Origin of the sequence: Streptomyces sp. NBC_01077, from assembly GCF_045162855.1 — a bacterium.
In the GTDB taxonomy this organism is placed as follows: Bacteria; Actinomycetota; Actinomycetes; order Streptomycetales; family Streptomycetaceae; genus Streptomyces.
In genome coordinates, this window is the sequence record NZ_CP108669.1 from 6822735 (window position 1) to 6840134 (window position 17400).

Annotated in this window: 17 protein-coding genes; 7 read left to right on the plus strand and 10 right to left on the minus strand. The window is 71.9% G+C overall.

Translation table 11 applies throughout. The features are described 5' to 3' along the window. Positions 1–16 precede the first annotated feature (16 nt). The 3 genes from OG462_RS31035 (at position 17) to OG462_RS31045 (ending at position 3422) form a co-directional block, all read left to right on the plus strand. Positions 17–1630 (plus strand): ABC transporter permease, encoded by a 1614-nt coding sequence (locus OG462_RS31035; RefSeq protein WP_406066799.1) that lies wholly within the window; start codon positions 17–19, stop codon positions 1628–1630. After that, positions 1630–2658, plus strand: a complete 1029-nt coding sequence (locus tag OG462_RS31040; protein WP_406062629.1) for an ABC transporter ATP-binding protein — start codon at positions 1630–1632, stop codon at positions 2656–2658. Before OG462_RS31035 ends, OG462_RS31040 begins: the two co-directional genes overlap by 1 nt. A gap of 116 nt (positions 2659–2774) precedes the next feature. After that, positions 2775–3422, plus strand: coding sequence for a dihydrofolate reductase family protein (locus OG462_RS31045; protein WP_406062631.1), 648 nt, complete (start codon positions 2775–2777; stop codon positions 3420–3422). Between the two features lie 10 nt (positions 3423–3432). Here OG462_RS31045 and OG462_RS31050 read toward each other — a convergent pair whose 3' ends face one another. The 5 genes from OG462_RS31050 to OG462_RS31070 all read right to left on the minus strand — a co-directional run bounded on the left by OG462_RS31050 (position 3433) and on the right by OG462_RS31070 (position 8578). Then, positions 3433–4581: an LOG family protein gene (locus OG462_RS31050; protein ID WP_406062633.1), complete on the minus strand. Its 1149-nt coding sequence runs from the start codon at positions 4579–4581 to the stop codon at positions 3433–3435. Positions 4582–4645: 64 nt separating this feature from the next. Continuing rightward, the gene (locus OG462_RS31055; protein WP_406062635.1) at positions 4646–5797 is read right to left on the minus strand and encodes a hypothetical protein; all 1152 of its coding nucleotides are present in this window, start codon (positions 5795–5797) and stop codon (positions 4646–4648) included. Continuing rightward, positions 5779–6507, minus strand: coding sequence for an ABC transporter ATP-binding protein (locus OG462_RS31060; RefSeq protein ID WP_406062637.1), 729 nt, complete (start codon positions 6505–6507; stop codon positions 5779–5781). The genes OG462_RS31055 and OG462_RS31060 overlap by 19 nt, the downstream gene beginning before the upstream one ends. A gap of 215 nt (positions 6508–6722) precedes the next feature. Next, complete coding sequence (locus OG462_RS31065; RefSeq protein WP_406062639.1) at positions 6723–8102, minus strand: aspartate aminotransferase family protein; 1380 nt, start codon at positions 8100–8102, stop codon at positions 6723–6725. After that, a complete protein-coding gene (locus tag OG462_RS31070; RefSeq protein ID WP_406062641.1) occupies positions 8087–8578 on the minus strand; it encodes an Lrp/AsnC family transcriptional regulator in 492 nt (163 codons plus the stop codon). Before OG462_RS31070 ends, OG462_RS31065 begins: the two co-directional genes overlap by 16 nt. Before the next feature lie 205 nt (positions 8579–8783). Here OG462_RS31070 and OG462_RS31075 point away from each other — a divergent pair, with 205 nt between their 5' ends. From OG462_RS31075 to OG462_RS31090, 4 genes are all read left to right on the plus strand, one after another. Further along, positions 8784–10220: a gamma-aminobutyraldehyde dehydrogenase gene (locus OG462_RS31075; protein ID WP_406062643.1), complete on the plus strand. Its 1437-nt coding sequence runs from the start codon at positions 8784–8786 to the stop codon at positions 10218–10220. Positions 10221–10365: 145 nt separating this feature from the next. After that, on the plus strand, positions 10366–11532 hold the full coding sequence (locus OG462_RS31080; protein WP_406062645.1) for a spermidine/putrescine ABC transporter substrate-binding protein: 1167 nt from the start codon (positions 10366–10368) through the stop codon (positions 11530–11532). Between the two features lie 12 nt (positions 11533–11544). Next, complete coding sequence (locus OG462_RS31085) at positions 11545–12081, plus strand: HXXEE domain-containing protein (protein ID WP_406062646.1); 537 nt, start codon at positions 11545–11547, stop codon at positions 12079–12081. A gap of 30 nt (positions 12082–12111) precedes the next feature. Beyond that, positions 12112–12687 carry a hypothetical protein gene (locus tag OG462_RS31090; protein ID WP_406062648.1) on the plus strand — a complete coding sequence of 192 codons (576 nt, stop codon included), beginning with the start codon at positions 12112–12114 and terminating at the stop codon, positions 12685–12687. Here OG462_RS31090 and OG462_RS31095 read toward each other — a convergent pair. The 5 genes from OG462_RS31095 to OG462_RS31115 form a co-directional block, all read right to left on the minus strand. After that, positions 12684–13853 carry a serine hydrolase domain-containing protein gene (locus OG462_RS31095; RefSeq protein ID WP_406066800.1) on the minus strand — a complete coding sequence of 390 codons (1170 nt, stop codon included), beginning with the start codon at positions 13851–13853 and terminating at the stop codon, positions 12684–12686. The genes OG462_RS31090 and OG462_RS31095 overlap by 4 nt on opposite strands. A gap of 108 nt (positions 13854–13961) precedes the next feature. Next, positions 13962–14675: a response regulator gene (locus OG462_RS31100; protein ID WP_406062649.1), complete on the minus strand. Its 714-nt coding sequence runs from the start codon at positions 14673–14675 to the stop codon at positions 13962–13964. Continuing rightward, entirely contained in the window at positions 14672–15862 is a 1191-nt protein-coding gene (locus OG462_RS31105) for a sensor histidine kinase (RefSeq protein ID WP_406062651.1), read from the minus strand. Before OG462_RS31105 ends, OG462_RS31100 begins: the two co-directional genes overlap by 4 nt. Next, complete coding sequence (locus OG462_RS31110; RefSeq protein ID WP_406062652.1) at positions 15862–16647, minus strand: SAM-dependent methyltransferase; 786 nt, start codon at positions 16645–16647, stop codon at positions 15862–15864. The genes OG462_RS31105 and OG462_RS31110 overlap by 1 nt, the downstream gene beginning before the upstream one ends. Further along, positions 16644–17378 carry a glycerophosphodiester phosphodiesterase gene (locus OG462_RS31115; protein WP_406066801.1) on the minus strand — a complete coding sequence of 245 codons (735 nt, stop codon included), beginning with the start codon at positions 17376–17378 and terminating at the stop codon, positions 16644–16646. Before OG462_RS31115 ends, OG462_RS31110 begins: the two co-directional genes overlap by 4 nt. Between the last annotated feature and the right edge of the window lie 22 nt (positions 17379–17400).

Genomic DNA, 17400 nt, shown 5'->3' on the forward strand with positions numbered 1-17400 from the left:
GGCGCGGCTCGGCCTGATGGTCGTGCCCGTCGCCTTCTTCGCGCTCTTCTTCGCCTGGCCCGTCGTCTCGATCGTGGAACGCGGGCTGCGGGTCGACGGGGCGTGGCAGTTCGGACGGTTCGGCGAGACGCTGAGCCGGCCGGAGATTCTCGACGTCCTGTGGTTCACGCTCTGGCAGGCGCTTGCCTCCACGGGGCTGACTCTGTTGATCGCGCTGCCCGGCGCGTACGTCTTCGCGCGCTTCGACTTTCCCGGCAAGGGGCTGCTGCGGGCCGTCGTCACCGTGCCGTTCGTGATGCCGACCGTCATGGTCGGTACGGCCTTCCTGGCGCTTGTCGGGCGCGGCGGACTGCTCGACGGGCTGTGGGGCGTGCGGCTCGACAACACGGTCTGGGCGATCCTGATCGCCCATGTGTTCTTCAACTACGCCGTCGTCGTCCGGACCGTAGGCGGCCTGTGGGCGCAGCTCGACCCGCGCCAGGAGGAGGCCGCCCGGGTTCTCGGCGCGTCCCGCCTGACCGCGTGGCGGACCGTGACCCTGCCGGCGCTCGCCCCGTCCGTCGCCGCGGCCGCGCTGATGGTGTTCCTCTTCACGGCGAGCTCCTTCGCCGTCGTCCAGATCCTCGGCGGATCCACGTACTCCACTCTGGAGACGGAGATCTACCGGCAGACCGTTGTCCGCTTCGATCTGACGACGGCCGCCGTCCTCACGATGGTGCAGTTCGTCGCGGTCGGCGTCGTCCTCGCCGTGCACGCCCGGACCGTCCGCCGGCGGGAGACCGCGCTGAGGCTGGTCGCGCCCGAGGAGACCGCGCGCCGGCCGCGCGGTGCCGGGCAGTGGGCGCTGCTCGTCGGTGTCCTCGTCTCGGTGGCGCTGCTGATCGTGTTGCCGCTCGGGGTGCTCGTCGAGCGGTCCTTCGCCACCTCCCACGGATACGGGCTCGACTACTACCGTGCGCTGCAGACCCCGGATCCCTCCGGCACCTTCCTCGTGCCGCTGCTCGACACGATCGGGAACTCGCTCCGGTACGCCGTCGTCGCCACCCTGATCGCCCTCGTCATCGGCGGGCTCGCGGCGGCGGCGCTCACCCGGCGGGCGGGACGGCTGGTGCGGGGCTTCGACGCGCTGCTCATGCTGCCGCTCGGGGTGTCCGCCGTGACCGTCGGTTTCGGTTTCCTCATCACCCTCGACGAGCCGCCGTTCGATCTGAGGGCCAGTTGGATCCTCGTACCGCTCGCGCAGGCCCTGGTCGGTGTCCCCTTCGTCGTACGGACGATGCTGCCGGTGCTGCGGGCGGTGGACGAGCGGCTGCGGGAGGCGGCGGCCGTCCTCGGCGCCTCGCCGTGGCGGGCCTGGCGGGAGGTGGATCTGCCGCTGGTGCGGCGGGCGCTGCTCATCGCCGCCGGGTTCGCGTTCGCCGTCTCGCTCGGCGAGTTCGGCGCGACCGTCTTCATCGCCCGGCCCGACAGTCCGACGCTGCCGGTGGCCGTGGCGCGGCTCCTGGGCCGGCCCGGCGAGCTCAACTACGGCCAGGCGATGGCCCTCTCGACGATTCTCATGGTGGTGTGCGCGGTGTCCCTGCTGCTGCTCGAACGGCTCCGGACCGAACGCACCTCGGGGGAGTTCTGATGCTGAGACTCGACGGGGCGACCGTACGGTTCGGGGAGCGGGCCGTGCTCGACGGCGTGGACCTGGCGGTCGACGACCACGAGATCGTGTCCGTGCTCGGGCCGAGCGGCAGCGGCAAGTCCACGCTGCTGCGGGCGGTCGCCGGGCTGCAGGCCCTCGACGGCGGGCGGGTGCTGCTCGGCGGCGCCGACCAGAGCGGGGTGCCGGTGCACCGGCGGGGCGTCGGCCTGATGTTCCAGGACCACCAGCTGTTCCCGCAGCGGGACGTCGGCGGCAACGTCGCGTTCGGGCTGCGGATGCGCGGGGCCGGGAAGGCCGAGCAGGCCGAGCGGGTGAAGGAGCTGCTCGACCTCGTCGGTCTGCCGGGCGCCGGGCGCCGGTCCGTCGGCGCGCTCTCCGGCGGTGAGCAGCAGCGGGTGGCGCTGGCCCGCGCCCTGGCGCCCCGGCCCCGGCTGCTCATGCTCGACGAACCCCTCGGTCAGCTCGACCGGGGGCTGCGGGAGCGGCTCGTCGTGGAGCTGCGGCAGCTCTTCGGGCGGCTTGGGACGACGGTCCTCGCGGTGACCCACGACCAGGGCGAGGCGTTCGCGCTCGCCGACCGGGTGGTGGTCATGCGGGACGGCCGCATCGCCCAGTCGGGTGCGCCTGTCGACGTGTGGTCGCGGCCGGCCTCCGAGTTCGTGGCCCGCTTCCTGGGCTTCGACAACGTGGTGGCGGCGCGGGTGACCGGGTCGGTCGCGGACACCGTCTGGGGGAAGGTCCCGGTGCCGGGGGACTCGCCGCAGGGCGAGCGGCGGCTTCTCGTCCGGCCCGGCGGGGTACGGCTCGTGCCCGTGGAGCAGGGGCCGGCCTGGACGGTCGAGTCGCGGTCCTTCCGGGGCAGCCGGGTGGCCGTACGGCTCCGCCCGGTGGACGGGCCGCCGCTGGACGCGGAGCTTCCGCTGCGGGAGGTGCCGGAGGCGGGCGCCGAGGTGGGGGTGGCCTTCCGGGCGGAGGACGTGGTGGTGCTCGGCGACGACATTCCGTAGGGGATCGCGACACCCCGTGGAGGAGCGATGAGTTCTGGCCGCCGGGGGAGTCTCCTTGGTGTTGTTCCGCCGTCGTCGTCGCGGCGTCTCTTTGTCGAACGCACAGGAGGAAAGTCATGGGCCAGCTGCTCAGAGTCCAGAACTTCATGGTCTCGTCCGACGGTTTCGGTACCGGGGAGGGGCAGAGTCTGGAGCGGCCCTTCGGGCACGCGGATCCGGGGAGCATGTTCTCCTGGGCGGGTGCCACGGCGAGCTGGCCGATGCGCACCGACTCCGGGGGCAGCCGGGGCCTCGACGACTACTTCACGCGGGACTACGCCCGGAACATCGGTGCCGAGATCATGGGGCGCAACAAGTTCGGGCCCCAGCGCGGTCCCTGGGAGGACCATGAGTGGCAGGGCTGGTGGGGTGACGAGCCGCCGTTCCACACGCCGGTGTTCGTCATGACCCACCACCCGCGGCCCTCGTTCACGCTCTCCGACACGACGTTCCATTTCGTCGACGCCGACCCGGCGACGGTCCTTTCCCGGGCCCGGGAGGAGGCGGGGGGCAAGGACGTCCGTCTCGGTGGCGGGGCCACCGTCATCCGGGAGTTCCTCGACGCCGATCTCGTCGACACCCTGCACGTCGCGGTGGCGCCGGTGAAGCTCGGAGCCGGGGTACGGCTCTGGGAGTCGCCCGACGAGCTGCTCGACCGGTTCCACTGCGACGTCGTGCCCAGCCCGAGCGGTGCGGTGACGCACCACCTCTTCTGGCGGAAGTGACCGGAGGGGGCTACCCGGTCTCCTCCTTCGCCAGCCGTTCCAGTGCGTCCGGGGCCTCGTCGATCGAGTCCACGAGGGCGATGCGGGCCGCCATCGGGCGGCCCGCCGCCAGGCTTTCCAGCAGGGGCCAGGCCGGGAGGCGTTGCGTCCAGTGGGCGCGGTCGACGAGGACCATCGGGGGCGGGGCGCCCCGGGACGCGTAGTAGTTCGGGGTCGCGTTGTCGAAGATCTCCTGGACGGTGCCCGCCGCGCCCGGCAGGAAGACGACGCCCGCGGTGGAGCGGGAGAGCAGGCCGTCCTCCCTCGTGGCGTTGGCGAAGTACTTGCCGATGTGGCCCGCGAAGGCGTTCGGAGGCTCGTGGCCGTAGAACCAGGTGGGGATGCCGACGGAGTCGCCGCCGTGCGGCAGGCGGGCCCGTACGCGGAAGGCGGCGCGGGCCCAGTCGGTCACCGAGGGCGTGAACGACGGGACTTCGGCGAGGACGGCGAGGGACTCGGCCAGGGCCTCGTCGGCGAGCGGGGCCGCGTACGCGCCGAGGTTCGCGGCCTCCATCGCGCCCGGGCCGCCGCCGGTCGCCACGGTGAGACCGGCGCGCGCCAGCGATCTGCCGAGCCTGGCCGCGCCCGCGTACGCCTCCGTGCCCCGCCCCATCGCGTGGCCGCCCATCACGCCGACGACCCGGGCGCCGTCCAGGAGCTCGTCGAGCGCGTCGGAGACGGCGTCGTCGTGGAGCGAGCGGAGCATCGAGGCGAAGATGTCGCCATCGGCCCGTGTCCGGCCGAACCAGGCGTACGCGAGGGCGTCGGGCGTCCCCTCGTATCCGGTGTCCGCGATCCCGAGGAACAGTTCCTCGGCGGAGTAGAGCGACGCCCGGTACGGGTCGAAGGGCAGGTCGGGCACGGGCGGGAAGACGAACGCACCGTCGGCGCGGACCTTGGCGGCCGCCTCCGGCTCCATCGGGCAGCCGAGGAAGACGGCGTCGGTGGTGACGGCGGTGAGCAGGGCGAAGGTCCGGTCGGTGAGGTCGACCGACTGCACCCGGTGTCCTGCGAGGGAGCCGGGCCGGGCGAGCGCCTCGTCGAACTCGTGGAGCGTGTGGATCTCGCGCTCGTGCCCGCGCGGTCCGGGCGGCCGGTGTGCCGGAGGAAGCGTCGCCATGGACCCACGATAGGGGCGACACCCGTGGTGCCGCCCCCGTGGGGCGTGAGCGGCCGCGGTCCGCTCAGCCCGTCAGCGGCAGCGCCGCCAGTTCGGCCACCGCCCACGTCAGGGGGAGGAAGACCGCGAGCAGGATGCCCGCGCGCATCAGGGCCGCCGAGCGGAGGACCGTGGGCGGGGCGCCGATGCGGAGGAGGGCCTCGGTGGTGTGGGCGCGGCACTGCTTGGATTCCAGGGCCGCGGTGAGGAGGGTGGCCGTCGTGCAGGCCAGGATCAGGCCCGCGCCGAGGCCGGTGAGCGGGCCGAAGGCGCCGGGGCCCGTGCCCGCGTCGTGCAGGGCCGATGCCGCGAGGGTTCCGGAGACCACCGCGCTGACCACGCCCAACGGGCGGCCGATACGGCGGGACTCGTCCATCAGGACCCGGCCCGCGAGCAGCCGCGTGGCGCCCGGCCGGACGGCCTGGAGGAGGCGGCCGCAGCCGTGGACCAGGCCGGGGCCTGCCATCGCGAGGCCGAAGGCGGTGAGGACCCAGCCGGCCAGGACGCCTGCCGGGTTGCCGTCGAAGTGCCCCGGCAGCGGGAGTCCGGCGCCGGCGCCGCTGCGGCCCGCGTACGTCTCGATCGCCAGGCCGACCGCGACCAGGGCGATGCCCCACGGCAGTCCGGACGGCACCGGCTTCTCCGCGCCCTCCGGTGCGGCGGGCGCGGTGCGCGGGCGCAGGGCGAGGCCCGCGGCCGTGGCGGCGACGACCGGGAGCACCGCGAGCAGGGTGAGGGCGGCGGCGAGCGGGATCGGCCGGTCGGCGGCGAGGAGGTCGGCGGCGGCCCCGTCGAAGGGCAGGCCCGTGATGTCGCCGCGCAGGTGCAGATAGAACAGCAGGGCGATCATCGAGCCGAGCGTGCAGGCGACGGCCGTCGACGCGGCGGCGATCGCGGTGAGCCGGGCGGGGCCGAGTCCGATCGCCGAGAGCCCGGGGCGCGGGCGGGTGCTGGGGTCGGTCCGGGCCACGGCGACCGCGAACTGGACGGTCGCGGCGAGCGGCAGGACGCACCAGAGCAGCCGCAGCACGGACGCCGAGGACCGCTCCGGGTGCCCGGCCGCGTACCCGAGGGTGCAGAGCAGGAGGAAGCCCACCCCTGCGGCCGCGGCGGCGACGAGGAGCCGGCGCGTCAGGACGAGGGGGTGGGCCCCGCGGGCTAGACGGAGAGCGAGCACGCGGCGACGCCCTCCGCCCCTGACGCCGGGGGTACGGTGCCGACCCGGCGTCCGTCGAGGAGTGCGACCGTGCGGTCGGCGAGCGCCGCGACCTCGGCGTCGTGGGTGGCGAGGAGCACGGTGATGCCGTGCGAGCGGGCGGCGGCGGTCAGGGTGCGCAGGACCTGGGCGCCGTCGGCCCGGTGCAGGGTGGCGGTGGGTTCGTCGGCGAACAGCACCGTCGGGGTGGTGACGAGCGCGCGGGCGATGGCGATGCGCTGGCGCTGGGAGTGGGTGAGGGCGTGCGGGCGCTTGCGGGCGCTCGCGCCGATGTCGAGGCGCTCCAGCCACTCCAGGGCGGCGGTCTTCGCGGCCCGGTGGGAGGCCCCGCGGAGCAGCAGGGGCAGGGCTGTGTTCTCCCAGCCGGTGAGCTCGGGGACGAGTCCGGGTTCGGGGTCGATCCAGCCGAAGCGTTCGCGGCGGAGCCGTTCGCGTTCGGTGGGGCCCAGGGTGTGGACGGGGCTGCTGTTGAACCAGACCTCGCCCTGCTGGGCGAGGAGCTGGCCGGACAGGCAGCGCATGAGGGTGGTCTTGCCGCTGCCGCGCGGGCCGACGAGGGCGAGGATCTCGCCCTCGCGGACGCCGAGGGAGACGCCGCTGAGGGCGTCCGCACCGCCCAGGTCGCAGTGCAGGGAACGCGCCCAGAGCACGTCGTTGTCCGGTGGGGCCATCGCGTACACCTCGATGTCGGATCCGATATGTGTCCCCCGTCCGGGGGAACGAAGGGACGGGCCTGTCGGTCACTGGGCACCGTAAGGATTCGGATCCGGTTGTACGGACAGCACGCGGCCCGGGCTGCCGCCATCCACTCGGATGGCGGCATACCCGGGCCGGGGTCACGCCGTGAGGGCGGCGTGATGTCGTGTGCCTCGCGGGGCGGGGACCGTTACAGCTTGGTCCACGCCTCGGTGAGCACCGAGCGCAGGATGCCTTCGATCTCGTCGAAGGTGCCCTGGTCGGCGATCAGCGGCGGGGCGAGCTGGATGACCGGGTCGCCACGGTCGTCGGCGCGGCAGTACAGGCCGTTCTCGAACAGCGCCTTGGAGAGGAAGCCGTACAGGACGCGCTCGGTCTCCTCGTCCGTGAAGGACTCCTTGGTGACCTTGTCCTTGACGAGCTCGATGCCGTAGAAGAAGCCGTTGCCGCGGACGTCGCCGACGATCGGAAGGTCGTGCAGCTTCTTCAGGGTGTCGAAGAAGTTGCCCTCCTGGTCCAGCACGTGCTGGTTCAGGCCTTCCTTGTCGAAGATGTCGAGGTTGGCGAGCGCGACCGCCGACGACACCGGGTGGCCACCGAAGGTGTAGCCGTGCAGGAAGGTGTTGTCGCCCTTGTAGAAGGGCTCGGCCAGCTTGTCCGAGATGATGCAGGCGCCGATCGGGGAGTAGCCCGAGGTCATGCCCTTGGCGCAGGTGATCATGTCCGGGACGTAGTCGAACTTGTCACAGGCGAACATCGTGCCGAGGCGGCCGAAGGCGCAGATCGTCTCGTCGGAGACGAGCAGCACGTCGTACTGGTCGCAGATCTCGCGGACCCGCTGGAAGTACCCGGGCGGCGGCGGGAAGCAGCCACCGGCGTTCTGCACCGGCTCCAGGAAGACGGCGGCGACGGTGTCGGCGCCCTCGAACAGGATCTCCTGCTCGATCTGGTCGGCGCACCAGCGGCCGAAGGCCTCGGGGTCGTCGCCGTAGATCGGGGCGCGGTAGATGTTGGTGTTCGGCACCTTGTGCGCGCCGGGGACCAGCGGCTCGAAGGGGGCCTTGAGGGCCGGCAGGCCGGTGATGGACAGGGCGCCCTGCGGGGTGCCGTGGTAGGCGACCGCACGCGAGATGACCTTGTACTTGGTGTGCTTGCCCTGCAGCTTGAAGTACTGCTTGGCGAGCTTCCAGGCGGTCTCGACGGCCTCGCCGCCACCGGTGGTGAAGAAGACCTTGTTCAGGTCGCCCGGCGCGTAGTGCGCCAGACGCTCGGCGAGCTCGACGGCCTTGGGGTGCGCGTACGACCAGATGGGGAAGAACGCGAGTTCCTGGGCCTGCTTGTACGCGACCTCGGCCAGTTCCTTGCGGCCGTGTCCGGCGTTGACCACGAAGAGACCCGCGAGACCGTCGAGGTAGCGCTTGCCCTTGTCGTCGAAGATGTAGGTGCCCTCACCACGCACGATGGTGGGAACGGGCGAGTTCTCGTACGACGACATACGCGTGAAGTGCATCCACAGGTGGTCGTACGCGGTCTTGGAGAGGTCCTGGGTCACGATTATCGAGTTCCCCACATATAGGTCTGCTTCTTGAGCTTGAGGTAGACGAAGCTCTCGGTGGAGCGCACGCCGGGGAGGGTGCGGATGCGCTTGTTGATCACATCCAGCAGGTGGTCGTCGTCCTCGCAGACGACCTCCACCATCAGGTCGAAGGAGCCCGCGGTCATCACCACGTACTCGCATTCGGCCATGGCTGTCAGGGCTTCCGCAACCGGATCCAGGTCACCCTCGACGTTGATGCCGACCATCGCCTGCCGCCGGAATCCCACGGTGAGCGGGTCGGTGACGGCGACGATCTGCATGACGCCCTGATCGAGCAGCTTCTGGACGCGCTGCCGTACGGCGGCTTCGGAGAGGCCGACGGCCTTGCCGATCGCCGCGTAGGGACGGCGACCGTCCTCCTGGAGCTGTTCGATGATCGCCAGGGAGACGGCGTCAATCGTCGGGGACGAACCGATTCCGGTTCTGGGTTCTGTGCTTCGACTGGCCACACCTCACTGTGCACCGAGACTCGTCGGTCTTGCAACCCCGGAGTGATGTATTTCGTTGTTCGGAGGCTCGAAAGTCACTGAATCCGAAGTTGTGGGGGGTCGGGCCTGTTGAAAGCGTCAGCCGAGCGACTAGGCTGAGGTGTCTCGCCCATCGGGACACCGCACAAGGACGTGCGACGACAGAACGTGACAGGAGGGGTGGCAAGTGACCACCGAGCTGCGCCGGCTGCGTAACTACATCAACGGGGAGTTCCGCGACGCGGCCGACGGCCGCACCATCGAGGTGGTCAACCCGGCCACCGGCGAGGTGTACGCCACCTCCCCGCTCTCGGGGCAGGCCGACGTCGACGCCGCGATGGAGGCCGCCGCGGCCGCCTTCCCCGCCTGGCGTGACAGCACGCCGTCCGAGCGCCAGAAGGTACTCCTCAAGATCGCGGACGCCTTCGAGGAGCGCGCCGAGGACCTGATCGCCGCCGAGGTCCAGAACACCGGCAAGCCGATCGCGCTCACCGCGAGCGAAGAGATTCCCCCCATGGTGGACCAGATCCGCTTCTTCGCGGGTGCCGCCCGGATGCTCGAAGGCCGCTCGGCCGGCGAGTACATGGAGGGCATGACCTCCATCATCCGCCGCGAGCCCGTGGGCGTCTGTGCCCAGGTCGCGCCGTGGAACTACCCGATGATGATGGCCGTGTGGAAGTTCGCCCCGGCGCTCGCCGCGGGCAACACCGTCGTCCTCAAGCCCTCGGACACGACCCCCGCGTCGACCGTCCTGATGGCCGAGATCATCGGTCAGATCGTCCCCAAGGGTGTCTTCAACGTCATCTGCGGCGACCGCGAGACGGGCAAGGCGATGGTCGAGCACCCGACCCCCGCCATGGCCTCGATCACCGGCTCCGTACGCGCCGGCATGCAGGTCGCCGAGTCGGCGGCCAAGGACGTCAAGCGCGTCCACCTGGAGCTGGGCGGCAAGGCCCCGGTCGTGGTCTTCGAGGACACCGACATCGACAAGGCCGTCGGGGACATCTCCGTCGCCGGCTTCTTCAACGCCGGTCAGGACTGCACGGCCGCCACCCGTGTGCTCGTCCACGAGTCCATCCACGACGAGTTCGTCGCCGCGCTGGCCAAGGCCGCCGCCGAGACCAAGACCGGTCAGCCGGACGACGAGGACGTGCTGTACGGCCCGCTCAACAACGCCAACCAGCTGAAGCAGGTCACCGGCTTCATCGACCGTCTCCCGGCCCACGCCAAGGTCGAGGCCGGCGGCCACCGCGTCGGCGACAAGGGCTACTTCTACGCCCCGACCGTCGTCTCCGGCCTCAAGCAGGACGACGAGATCGTCCAGAACGAGGTCTTCGGCCCCGTCATCACCGTCCAGTCCTTCACGGACGAGGCGCAGGCCCTGGAGTTCGCGAACGGCGTCGAGTACGCCCTCGCCTCCTCCGTCTGGACCAAGGACCACGCGCGCGCGATGCGCATGTCCAAGACGCTCGACTTCGGCTGTGTGTGGATCAACACCCACATCCCGCTGGTCGCCGAGATGCCCCACGGCGGCTACAAGAAGTCCGGCTACGGCAAGGACCTCTCCGCCTACGGCTTCGAGGACTACACGCGCATCAAGCACGTCATGACCTCCCTGGGCTGAACCCCGGCCTGAACGGACCACGCGGCCCCGGCACCCCGGTCGACAGGGTGTCGGGGCCGCGCTCCGTCGCTCGACGGAGCGTCCATTGCCCCGGCCGGTGCCGGGCCGGGATGCTGCACAGGTGAGAGCGACAGCCAGGAACACCATGTCCCGCCGGTCCCTGCTGCGCGGCATCGGCGGCGCCGGGGCCGCGAGCCTGCTCGCCGCCGGATGCGGGGTCCCCGCCGCGTACGTCGACGAGAGCGACCGGGCGGGCCGCGACCTCTCCGCGCGCGACCGGAGGCTCGACTTCGCCAACTGGCCGCTCTACATCGACACCGATGACGAGGACGCCAGGAAGCGCCCCACCCTCGACGCCTTCCGGAAGCGCACCGGGATCTCCGTCCGGTACACCGAGGAGATCAACGACAACGACGAGTTCTTCGGCAAGATCAGCCCGTCCCTGATGAACCACCAGGAGACCGGACGCGATCTGATCGTCGTCAGCGACTGGATGGCCGCCCGCTTCGTCCGCCTCGGCTGGGCCCAGGAGATGAACCGCGCCACCCAGCCGAACGTCGCCGAGCACCTCGACCCGCAGCTCCGCTCGCCCGCCTTCGACCCGGGCCGGCTGCACAGCGTGCCCTGGCAGTCCGGGATCACCGGCATCGCGTACAACCGGAAGAAGCTCGGCCGGGAACTCCGCTCCATCAAGGAGCTGTGGGCCGACGACCTGCGCGGCAAGGTCACCCTGCTGTCCGGTCTCGACGAGTCCTTCGCCCTGCTCATGCTGGGCAACGACGTCGACGTCACCCGCTGGACCGGCGACGACTTCCATGCCCTGTGCGAGCAGATCGAAGGCCTCGTGAAGAAGCGGCACATCCGCCGCTTCACCGGCAACGACTACATCAAGGACCTGTCGACCGGCGACGTGCTGGCCTGCCAGGCGTACTCGGGCGACGTCATCCAGCTCCAGGCCGACAACCCGGACATCGAGTTCGTCGTCCCCGAGGAGGGCGCCGAACTGTGGGCCGAGTCCCTCCTGATCCCCAACCTCGCGCAGCACAAGACCAACGCCGAGAAGCTCGTCGACTACTACTACGAGCCCGAGGTCGCCGCCGAACTCGCCGCCTGGGTCAACTACGTCTGCCCGGTACCGGCCGCGCAGAAGGTCCTCGCGGACTCCGGCGACGAGGAGCTCGTGGCCCTCGCGGAGGACCCGCTGATCTTCCCGGACGCGGACATGCGAGGGCGGCTCGCCATCGCCCGGGACATCACGGCGCAGGAGCGGCAGGAGTTCACGAAGAGGTGGAACGCGATCGTGGGGCTGTGAGTTGAGCCGGATGTGACCACATCGAACACGAACGTCGACGCGCTCGCCACCTATGGGCTGTTGCTCGCCTGGGCCGTCCATGACGCCGAGGAGCTGGCCTTCGGGCCGCGATGGCTGCGGGAGAACCTGCCCCTGCTGCGCGAGCGGTTCCCCGGCGTGCCGGAAGCGGTGTGGAAGGCCGCCGAGTCCGTCGACGAGCGTGAATTCGCCCTCGCCGTCGGGGTGATGGCGACGATCGTCGGCGCCGCCGCCGTGGCCGGCGCCCGCTCCGGCGGCAGGTCCGCCTTCTACCAGGGGGCGTTGAACGGCTTCGGCCTGCACGGCCTGGTCCATCTCGCCCAGGCCGCCGCCGTGCGGAGTGTGACCCCTGGCTCCGTCACCTCGCCGCTCGTGGTCGTTCCCTTCACCCTCTGGGCGCGCGGCCGGCTGCGCCGCGCGGGGGTGCTCCGCCCGTCCGGGCTCCGGGACGTGGTCGCGGGCCTGGGCGTGGCGGCGGGGGCGACCGTCGTCGCGCACGCGGTGGCGCGACGACTGGCAGCCCGTTTCTGAACGCGTTCAAGAGAGGCGTACGCTGGGCCCATGAGCGACACGAACGGGCCGAGAGCCCTTCTCACGCGCATCCGCGTCCGGCTGATCGTCTTCGTCGTCTGTCTGGTCCTGAGCGGGATCACCGCCTTCCCGCTCGTCACCGAACTCCGGCTGCTCGACTCCTCGCTCGACGGGTGGGCGGCGCCCGTGGCCGAACTCCTCCCCGGGCTCGCCGAGTGGATCGACCGGGTGCGGGGCGGTCTCGACCTCGCCGACGAGCAGGCCCCGTACCTGCTCTACGGCACCGACTGGCTCGCCTTCGCCCATCTCGTCATCGCCGTCGCCTTCTACGGCGCCTACCGCGACCCCGTCCGCAACATCTGGGTCGTCGAGTTCGGCATGATCGCCTGCGTCGGCATCGTTCCGCTCGCCCTGATCTGCGGCCCCGTCCGGGGCATCCCCTTCTGGTGGTCCGTCATCGACATGTCCTTCGGCGTCATCGGCATCCTGCCGCTGCTCCACGTACGCCGGCTGATCAAGCGCCTCGAGGCCGGGACGGCCACGGTCGCACCGGTGGCCGCACCCGCCCAGGGCCTGTCCGGCGGATCAGGGTCGGCCGCCTGCTAGTCCGGCAGGCCGTACGTCGCCACCATGACGTTCAGGGCGGTCGGGTTCATGTCCTGGCCCTTCGCGTCGGTGGAGTTGACGCTGTAGACGAGCGTGCGCGCGCCGTCGCGGGTCGAGGCGATGGCCGTGTTGTACCCCCAGCGGCCGCCCGTCTTGCCCCAGACCTCGCGCCCGCCGAGTCGCTTCATCGCCAGGCCGGCCGCGTACTCGGCCGGGTCGCCGGACTGGGCGTCCCGCACCTTCGGCAGGGTGAACATCTCCTCCAGGAGCGGCCCGCGCACCACCCGGCCCGCGAACAGCGCCCGGGTGAACCGCTCCAGGTCGGCCGTGGTCGAGACGAGGTCACCGGCCGCCCAGGCGTCCGTCGTCCCCCACACCGAGACGTCACGCGGGCCGGTCGTCCCGTCGTCGAGCCGCATCGTCTGATAGCCGTGGTTGTACGGGCCGACGAGTTCGGCCGCACCGCCCGGCAGGTAGGTGTCCCGCAGACCCAGCGGGCGCAGGATCCGCCGCTCCACCTGACGCTCGTACGTGTCGCCCGTCACCCGCTCCACGATCAGACCGGCGATCGTGTACCCGATGTTCAGGTAGTGCTGCTTCGTGCCGGGCCGGAACTCGCGCGGCTTCGCCGTCGCCGAGCGGACCATCCCCTCCGGGGTGTGCACGTCGAAGCGGTGCGCGTACCACTCCTCCACGGTCTCGCCCGGGAAGTCCGGGGCCGGGATGCCGTGGGTGTGGTTCAGGAGCTGGCGGACGGTCACCGTGGCGTACCGGCCGGGAATCAGTTCCGGCAGGTACGAGCGGGCCGTGCGGTCCAGGTCGACGCGGCCCTCGGACGCCAGCTGGAGGACGGTCGCCGCCGTCAAGACCTTCGTCACCGAACCGGCCCGGAACCGGGCGGCCGGGTCCGCCGCGGCGCCGGTCGACAGGTCGTGGACGCCCGAAGTTCCCTGCCAGGAACCCTCGGTGCCGCCGACCCGGACGAGCGCCGCCGTGGCGTCGGCGCGGGGGAGGCCCGCGATCGCCTTCTCCAGGGCGGAGTTCGTCGGCTGTGTCGTCGATGTCGTGGCGACCGGGGCCGTGGCGAAGGCGGGGGTCAGCGCCGGGCCTGCGGCGACGCCGAGCACCAGGGCGGCGGCCAGCAGCGTGCGGGTGGCGGGCCTCATGGTCGTCCTCATGGTCAACTCCGTTGGTGTGAGCCGTTGTTCTCGATGGCTCCATCCTGCTGACCTGCGACGATCGGCGGATCGCCCGCACCGGCGGTCTTCCGCCGGTCAGTTCCTCGCCGACGCGGGGGAGGGGCCCCGCCCCGTGCCTCCCCCGGGCGGGGGAGACCCCGCCGCGACCAGGCCCGTCTCGTACGCGCAGATCACCGCCTGGATCCGGTCCCGCAGGCCGAGCTTGGCGAGCACGTTCCCCACGTGCGTCTTCACCGTGTGGTCGCTGACCACCAGCTCCGCCGCGATCTCCGCGTTGGACAGCCCGCGCGCGAGGAGCAGCAGCGTCTCCCGCTCCCGGACCGTCAGTGCGTCGAGCCGGGGGTCGGGGGCGGTCCTGCGCGGGCCGCCCGCGGTGTACTGCTCCACCAGGCGGCGGGCCACGGACGGTGCGAGCAGCGAGTCGCCCGCCGCCACCACCCGTACCGCGTGCACGAGGTCGTCCCGGCGCACGTCCTTGAGGAGGAAGCCGCTCGCGCCCGCGTGCAGCGCCTCGTACACGTACGCGTCGGTGTCGAAGGTCGTCAGGATCACCGTCCGGCAGCCGGTCTCCGCGCTGATCGCACGGCAGGCCTCGATGCCGTCGGTCCCGGGCATCCGGATGTCGAGCAGCGCCACGTCCGGGGCGTGCCGGCGTACCGCCTCGATCGCCTCGGCCCCGTTCCCGGCCTCCGCCACCACCTCGATGTCCGGCTGCGCGTCGAGGATCATCGCGAAGCCGCTGCGGACCAGTTCCTGGTCGTCCGCGACCACCACCCGGATCGTCGTCATCTCCCCACCTCCGCCGTGGAGGGTACGGGGAGCAGGACCCGCACCTCGAACCCCCGGCCGCCCGGTCCCGGGCCGGTCGTCGCCGTCCCGCCGTGCGCGGCGGCCCGCTCCCGGATGCCGGTCAGGCCGTGGCCGCCGGACCCGTGCGCGGCCGTCCCCGGTGCGGGGCCGCGTCCGTCGTCCGTCACCGTGACCCGCAGGACGCCGTCCGCGTGGGCGAGCCGGACGTCGGCCCTGCGCGCGCCCGCGTGTCTGACGACGTTCGTCAGCGCCTCCTGCACGATCCGGTAGGCGCTCGCGCCGGTCGCCGCGGGCAGCGCCCGTACCCCGCCCTCCGTCGTGTACTCCACCAGCAGACCGCCGGCCCTCACCCGTTCCACCAGGTCGGGGATTCCGGAGAGATCCGGCTGCGGCTCGCGGGGTGCCGCACCTTCGGATCCTTCCCGCAGCAGCCCCAGCATCTGCCGCAGCTGCGTCATCGCCTCGCGGCCCGTCTCCGAGATCGCCTCGAACGCGGCCTCCGCGCGCTCCGGCGCCGCCCGTACGGCCACCGGGCCGGCCTCCGCCTGCACGATCATCAGGCTCACCGCGTGCGACAGGATGTCGTGCATCTCCCGCGCGATCCTGGCCCGTTCGCGTGCGGCGGCCCGCTCGGCGTCGATCCGGTGCGCGCGCTGCCGGGCGTCCTGGAGCCGGCCGAAGACATAGGCGGCCGCGAACACGAAGAGGGAGAAGGTCAGTTCGCGGGCCGACTGGGTGTTGAGCCATACCGAGCCGGGGACCGCCACGGTCAGCAGCGCCGCCGTCGCCAGTCGCTTCCACGGAGGGGAGAGGAGCGCGATCGTGTAGACGATGACGAGTCCGGTGTACGGCAGGGGCTGTCCCGGCCCCTCCAGGGCCAGCTTGTACAGCGCGCTCGTCGCCAGGATCGCCAGGAGCACGGCGAGCGGGGCGCGCCGCCGCCAGACGAGCGGGAGCACCGTGAGCGTCGTCAGTCCGTACGCGGCCCAGGTCGCCGGTTCGATCTCGGGCGGGCGCGGCACCACGAACGGCATCGTCATCGCCGCCTGGACGAGCAGCGCGATCCCCAGGTCCACCGCCCACGGGTTCGCCCCGCTCCAGCTCCGCGCCCGCTCCCACCGGCCGCGGACGTCCCCCCGGCTGCGGACATCCCCCCTCAGGGCCATTACGGCTTGCGGCCCACCGCGCCGAACTGCGCGACCACGGAGGCGTCCTCGGACGTCGACCGCCAGCGCGAGCAGGAGACGATGCCCGGCTCCAGGAGGTCGAGGCCTTCGAGGAAGGAGGCGAACTCGGCGCGGCTGCGGGCGGTGATCGGCGGGGTGGCGTTCTCGTTCCAGAAGGCCATGGCGGCCTTGTTGCCCTCGCCGCCGAGTTCCGGCTCCAGGGTGGGGTGGGTGAGGACCAGGTGGCTGCCGGAGGGGACGGCGTCCATCAGGGCGCGGACGATGGTCCGGGCCTCGTCGGTGTCCAGGACGAAGTTGAGGATGCCGAGCATCATCACCGCGACCGGCCGGGAGAGGTCGAGCGTCGCGCCGGCCGCCGCCAGGATCTTCTCCGGGTCGTGGGCGTCGGCGTCCACGTACTCGGTGACGCCCTCCGGCGCGCTGGTCAGCAGCGCGCGGGCGTGGGTGAGGACGATCGGGTCGTTGTCGACGTAGACGATCCGGGCGTCGGGCGCGACCCGCTGGGCGACCTCGTGGGTGTTGTCGGCGGTCGGCAGGCCCGTACCGATGTCGAGGAACTGGCGGACGCCCGCCTCGGCGGCGAGATGGGTCACGGCCCGGCCGAGGAACGCCCGGTCCGCGCGGGCCACTTCGCCGATGCTCGGGTAGAAGCCGGTGACCTGGTCGCCGACCGCACGGTCGACCGGGTAGTTGTCCTTGCCGCCCAGCCAGTAGTTCCACACCCGGGCGTTGTGGGCGATGTCGGTGCGGATCCGGTCGTTCATGCCTGGGCCTTTCGCAGGACGGCGGCGAGTGCGTCGACCCGGTTCGTGGTGATCGAGTCGACCCCGTTCCCGATCAGCTTACGCATGGTGCGTGAGGTGTCCGCCGTCCAGGCCGAGACGAGGAGACCGTCCCGGTGCACGCGGTCGGTGAGCGCCCGACTCACGAGCCCGAAGCGGTAGTTGAGCCAGTGGGGCCGGACGGCGTCGAGCAGCACCGGGCGGGGCGGGGCGAGCGAGGTCCAGGTGAGGGCGATCTCGGCGGCCGGGTCGGCGGCGCGTACCTGGAGCATCGCCACGGCCCCCGCGCAGTAGTAGACGCGCTCCCCGGCGCCGCATTCGCGGACCGTACGGACGATGGCGCGGACCGAGTCCTCGTCGCCGCCCGGCAGGTCCAGCATCAGCCGCTTCTCCCCGGCGGTGAGCAGCGCCTCGCGCAGGGTCGGGATCCCGCCGTACGTCAGCTCGCCGACCTGCTCGTACGAGAGCGCGGAGAGGGGGCGGTCGTGGCCCCACAGGCGCTTGAGGGTGTCGTCGTGGAGGAGGACGGGCACGCCGTCCTTCGTCAGCCGGACGTCGACCTCGACCGCGTCCGCCCCCCGCTCGATCGCCGAGGCGATCGAGCGGAGGGTGTTCTCGCGGACGCGGTACGGGTCGCCGCGATGGCCCACGACGGTGACGGGGGCCCTGCCGCCCGTCACGACGGGGGCTCCTGCGGCGACGGTCGGGTCCATGACGGTGTCGGAGTCCATGGCC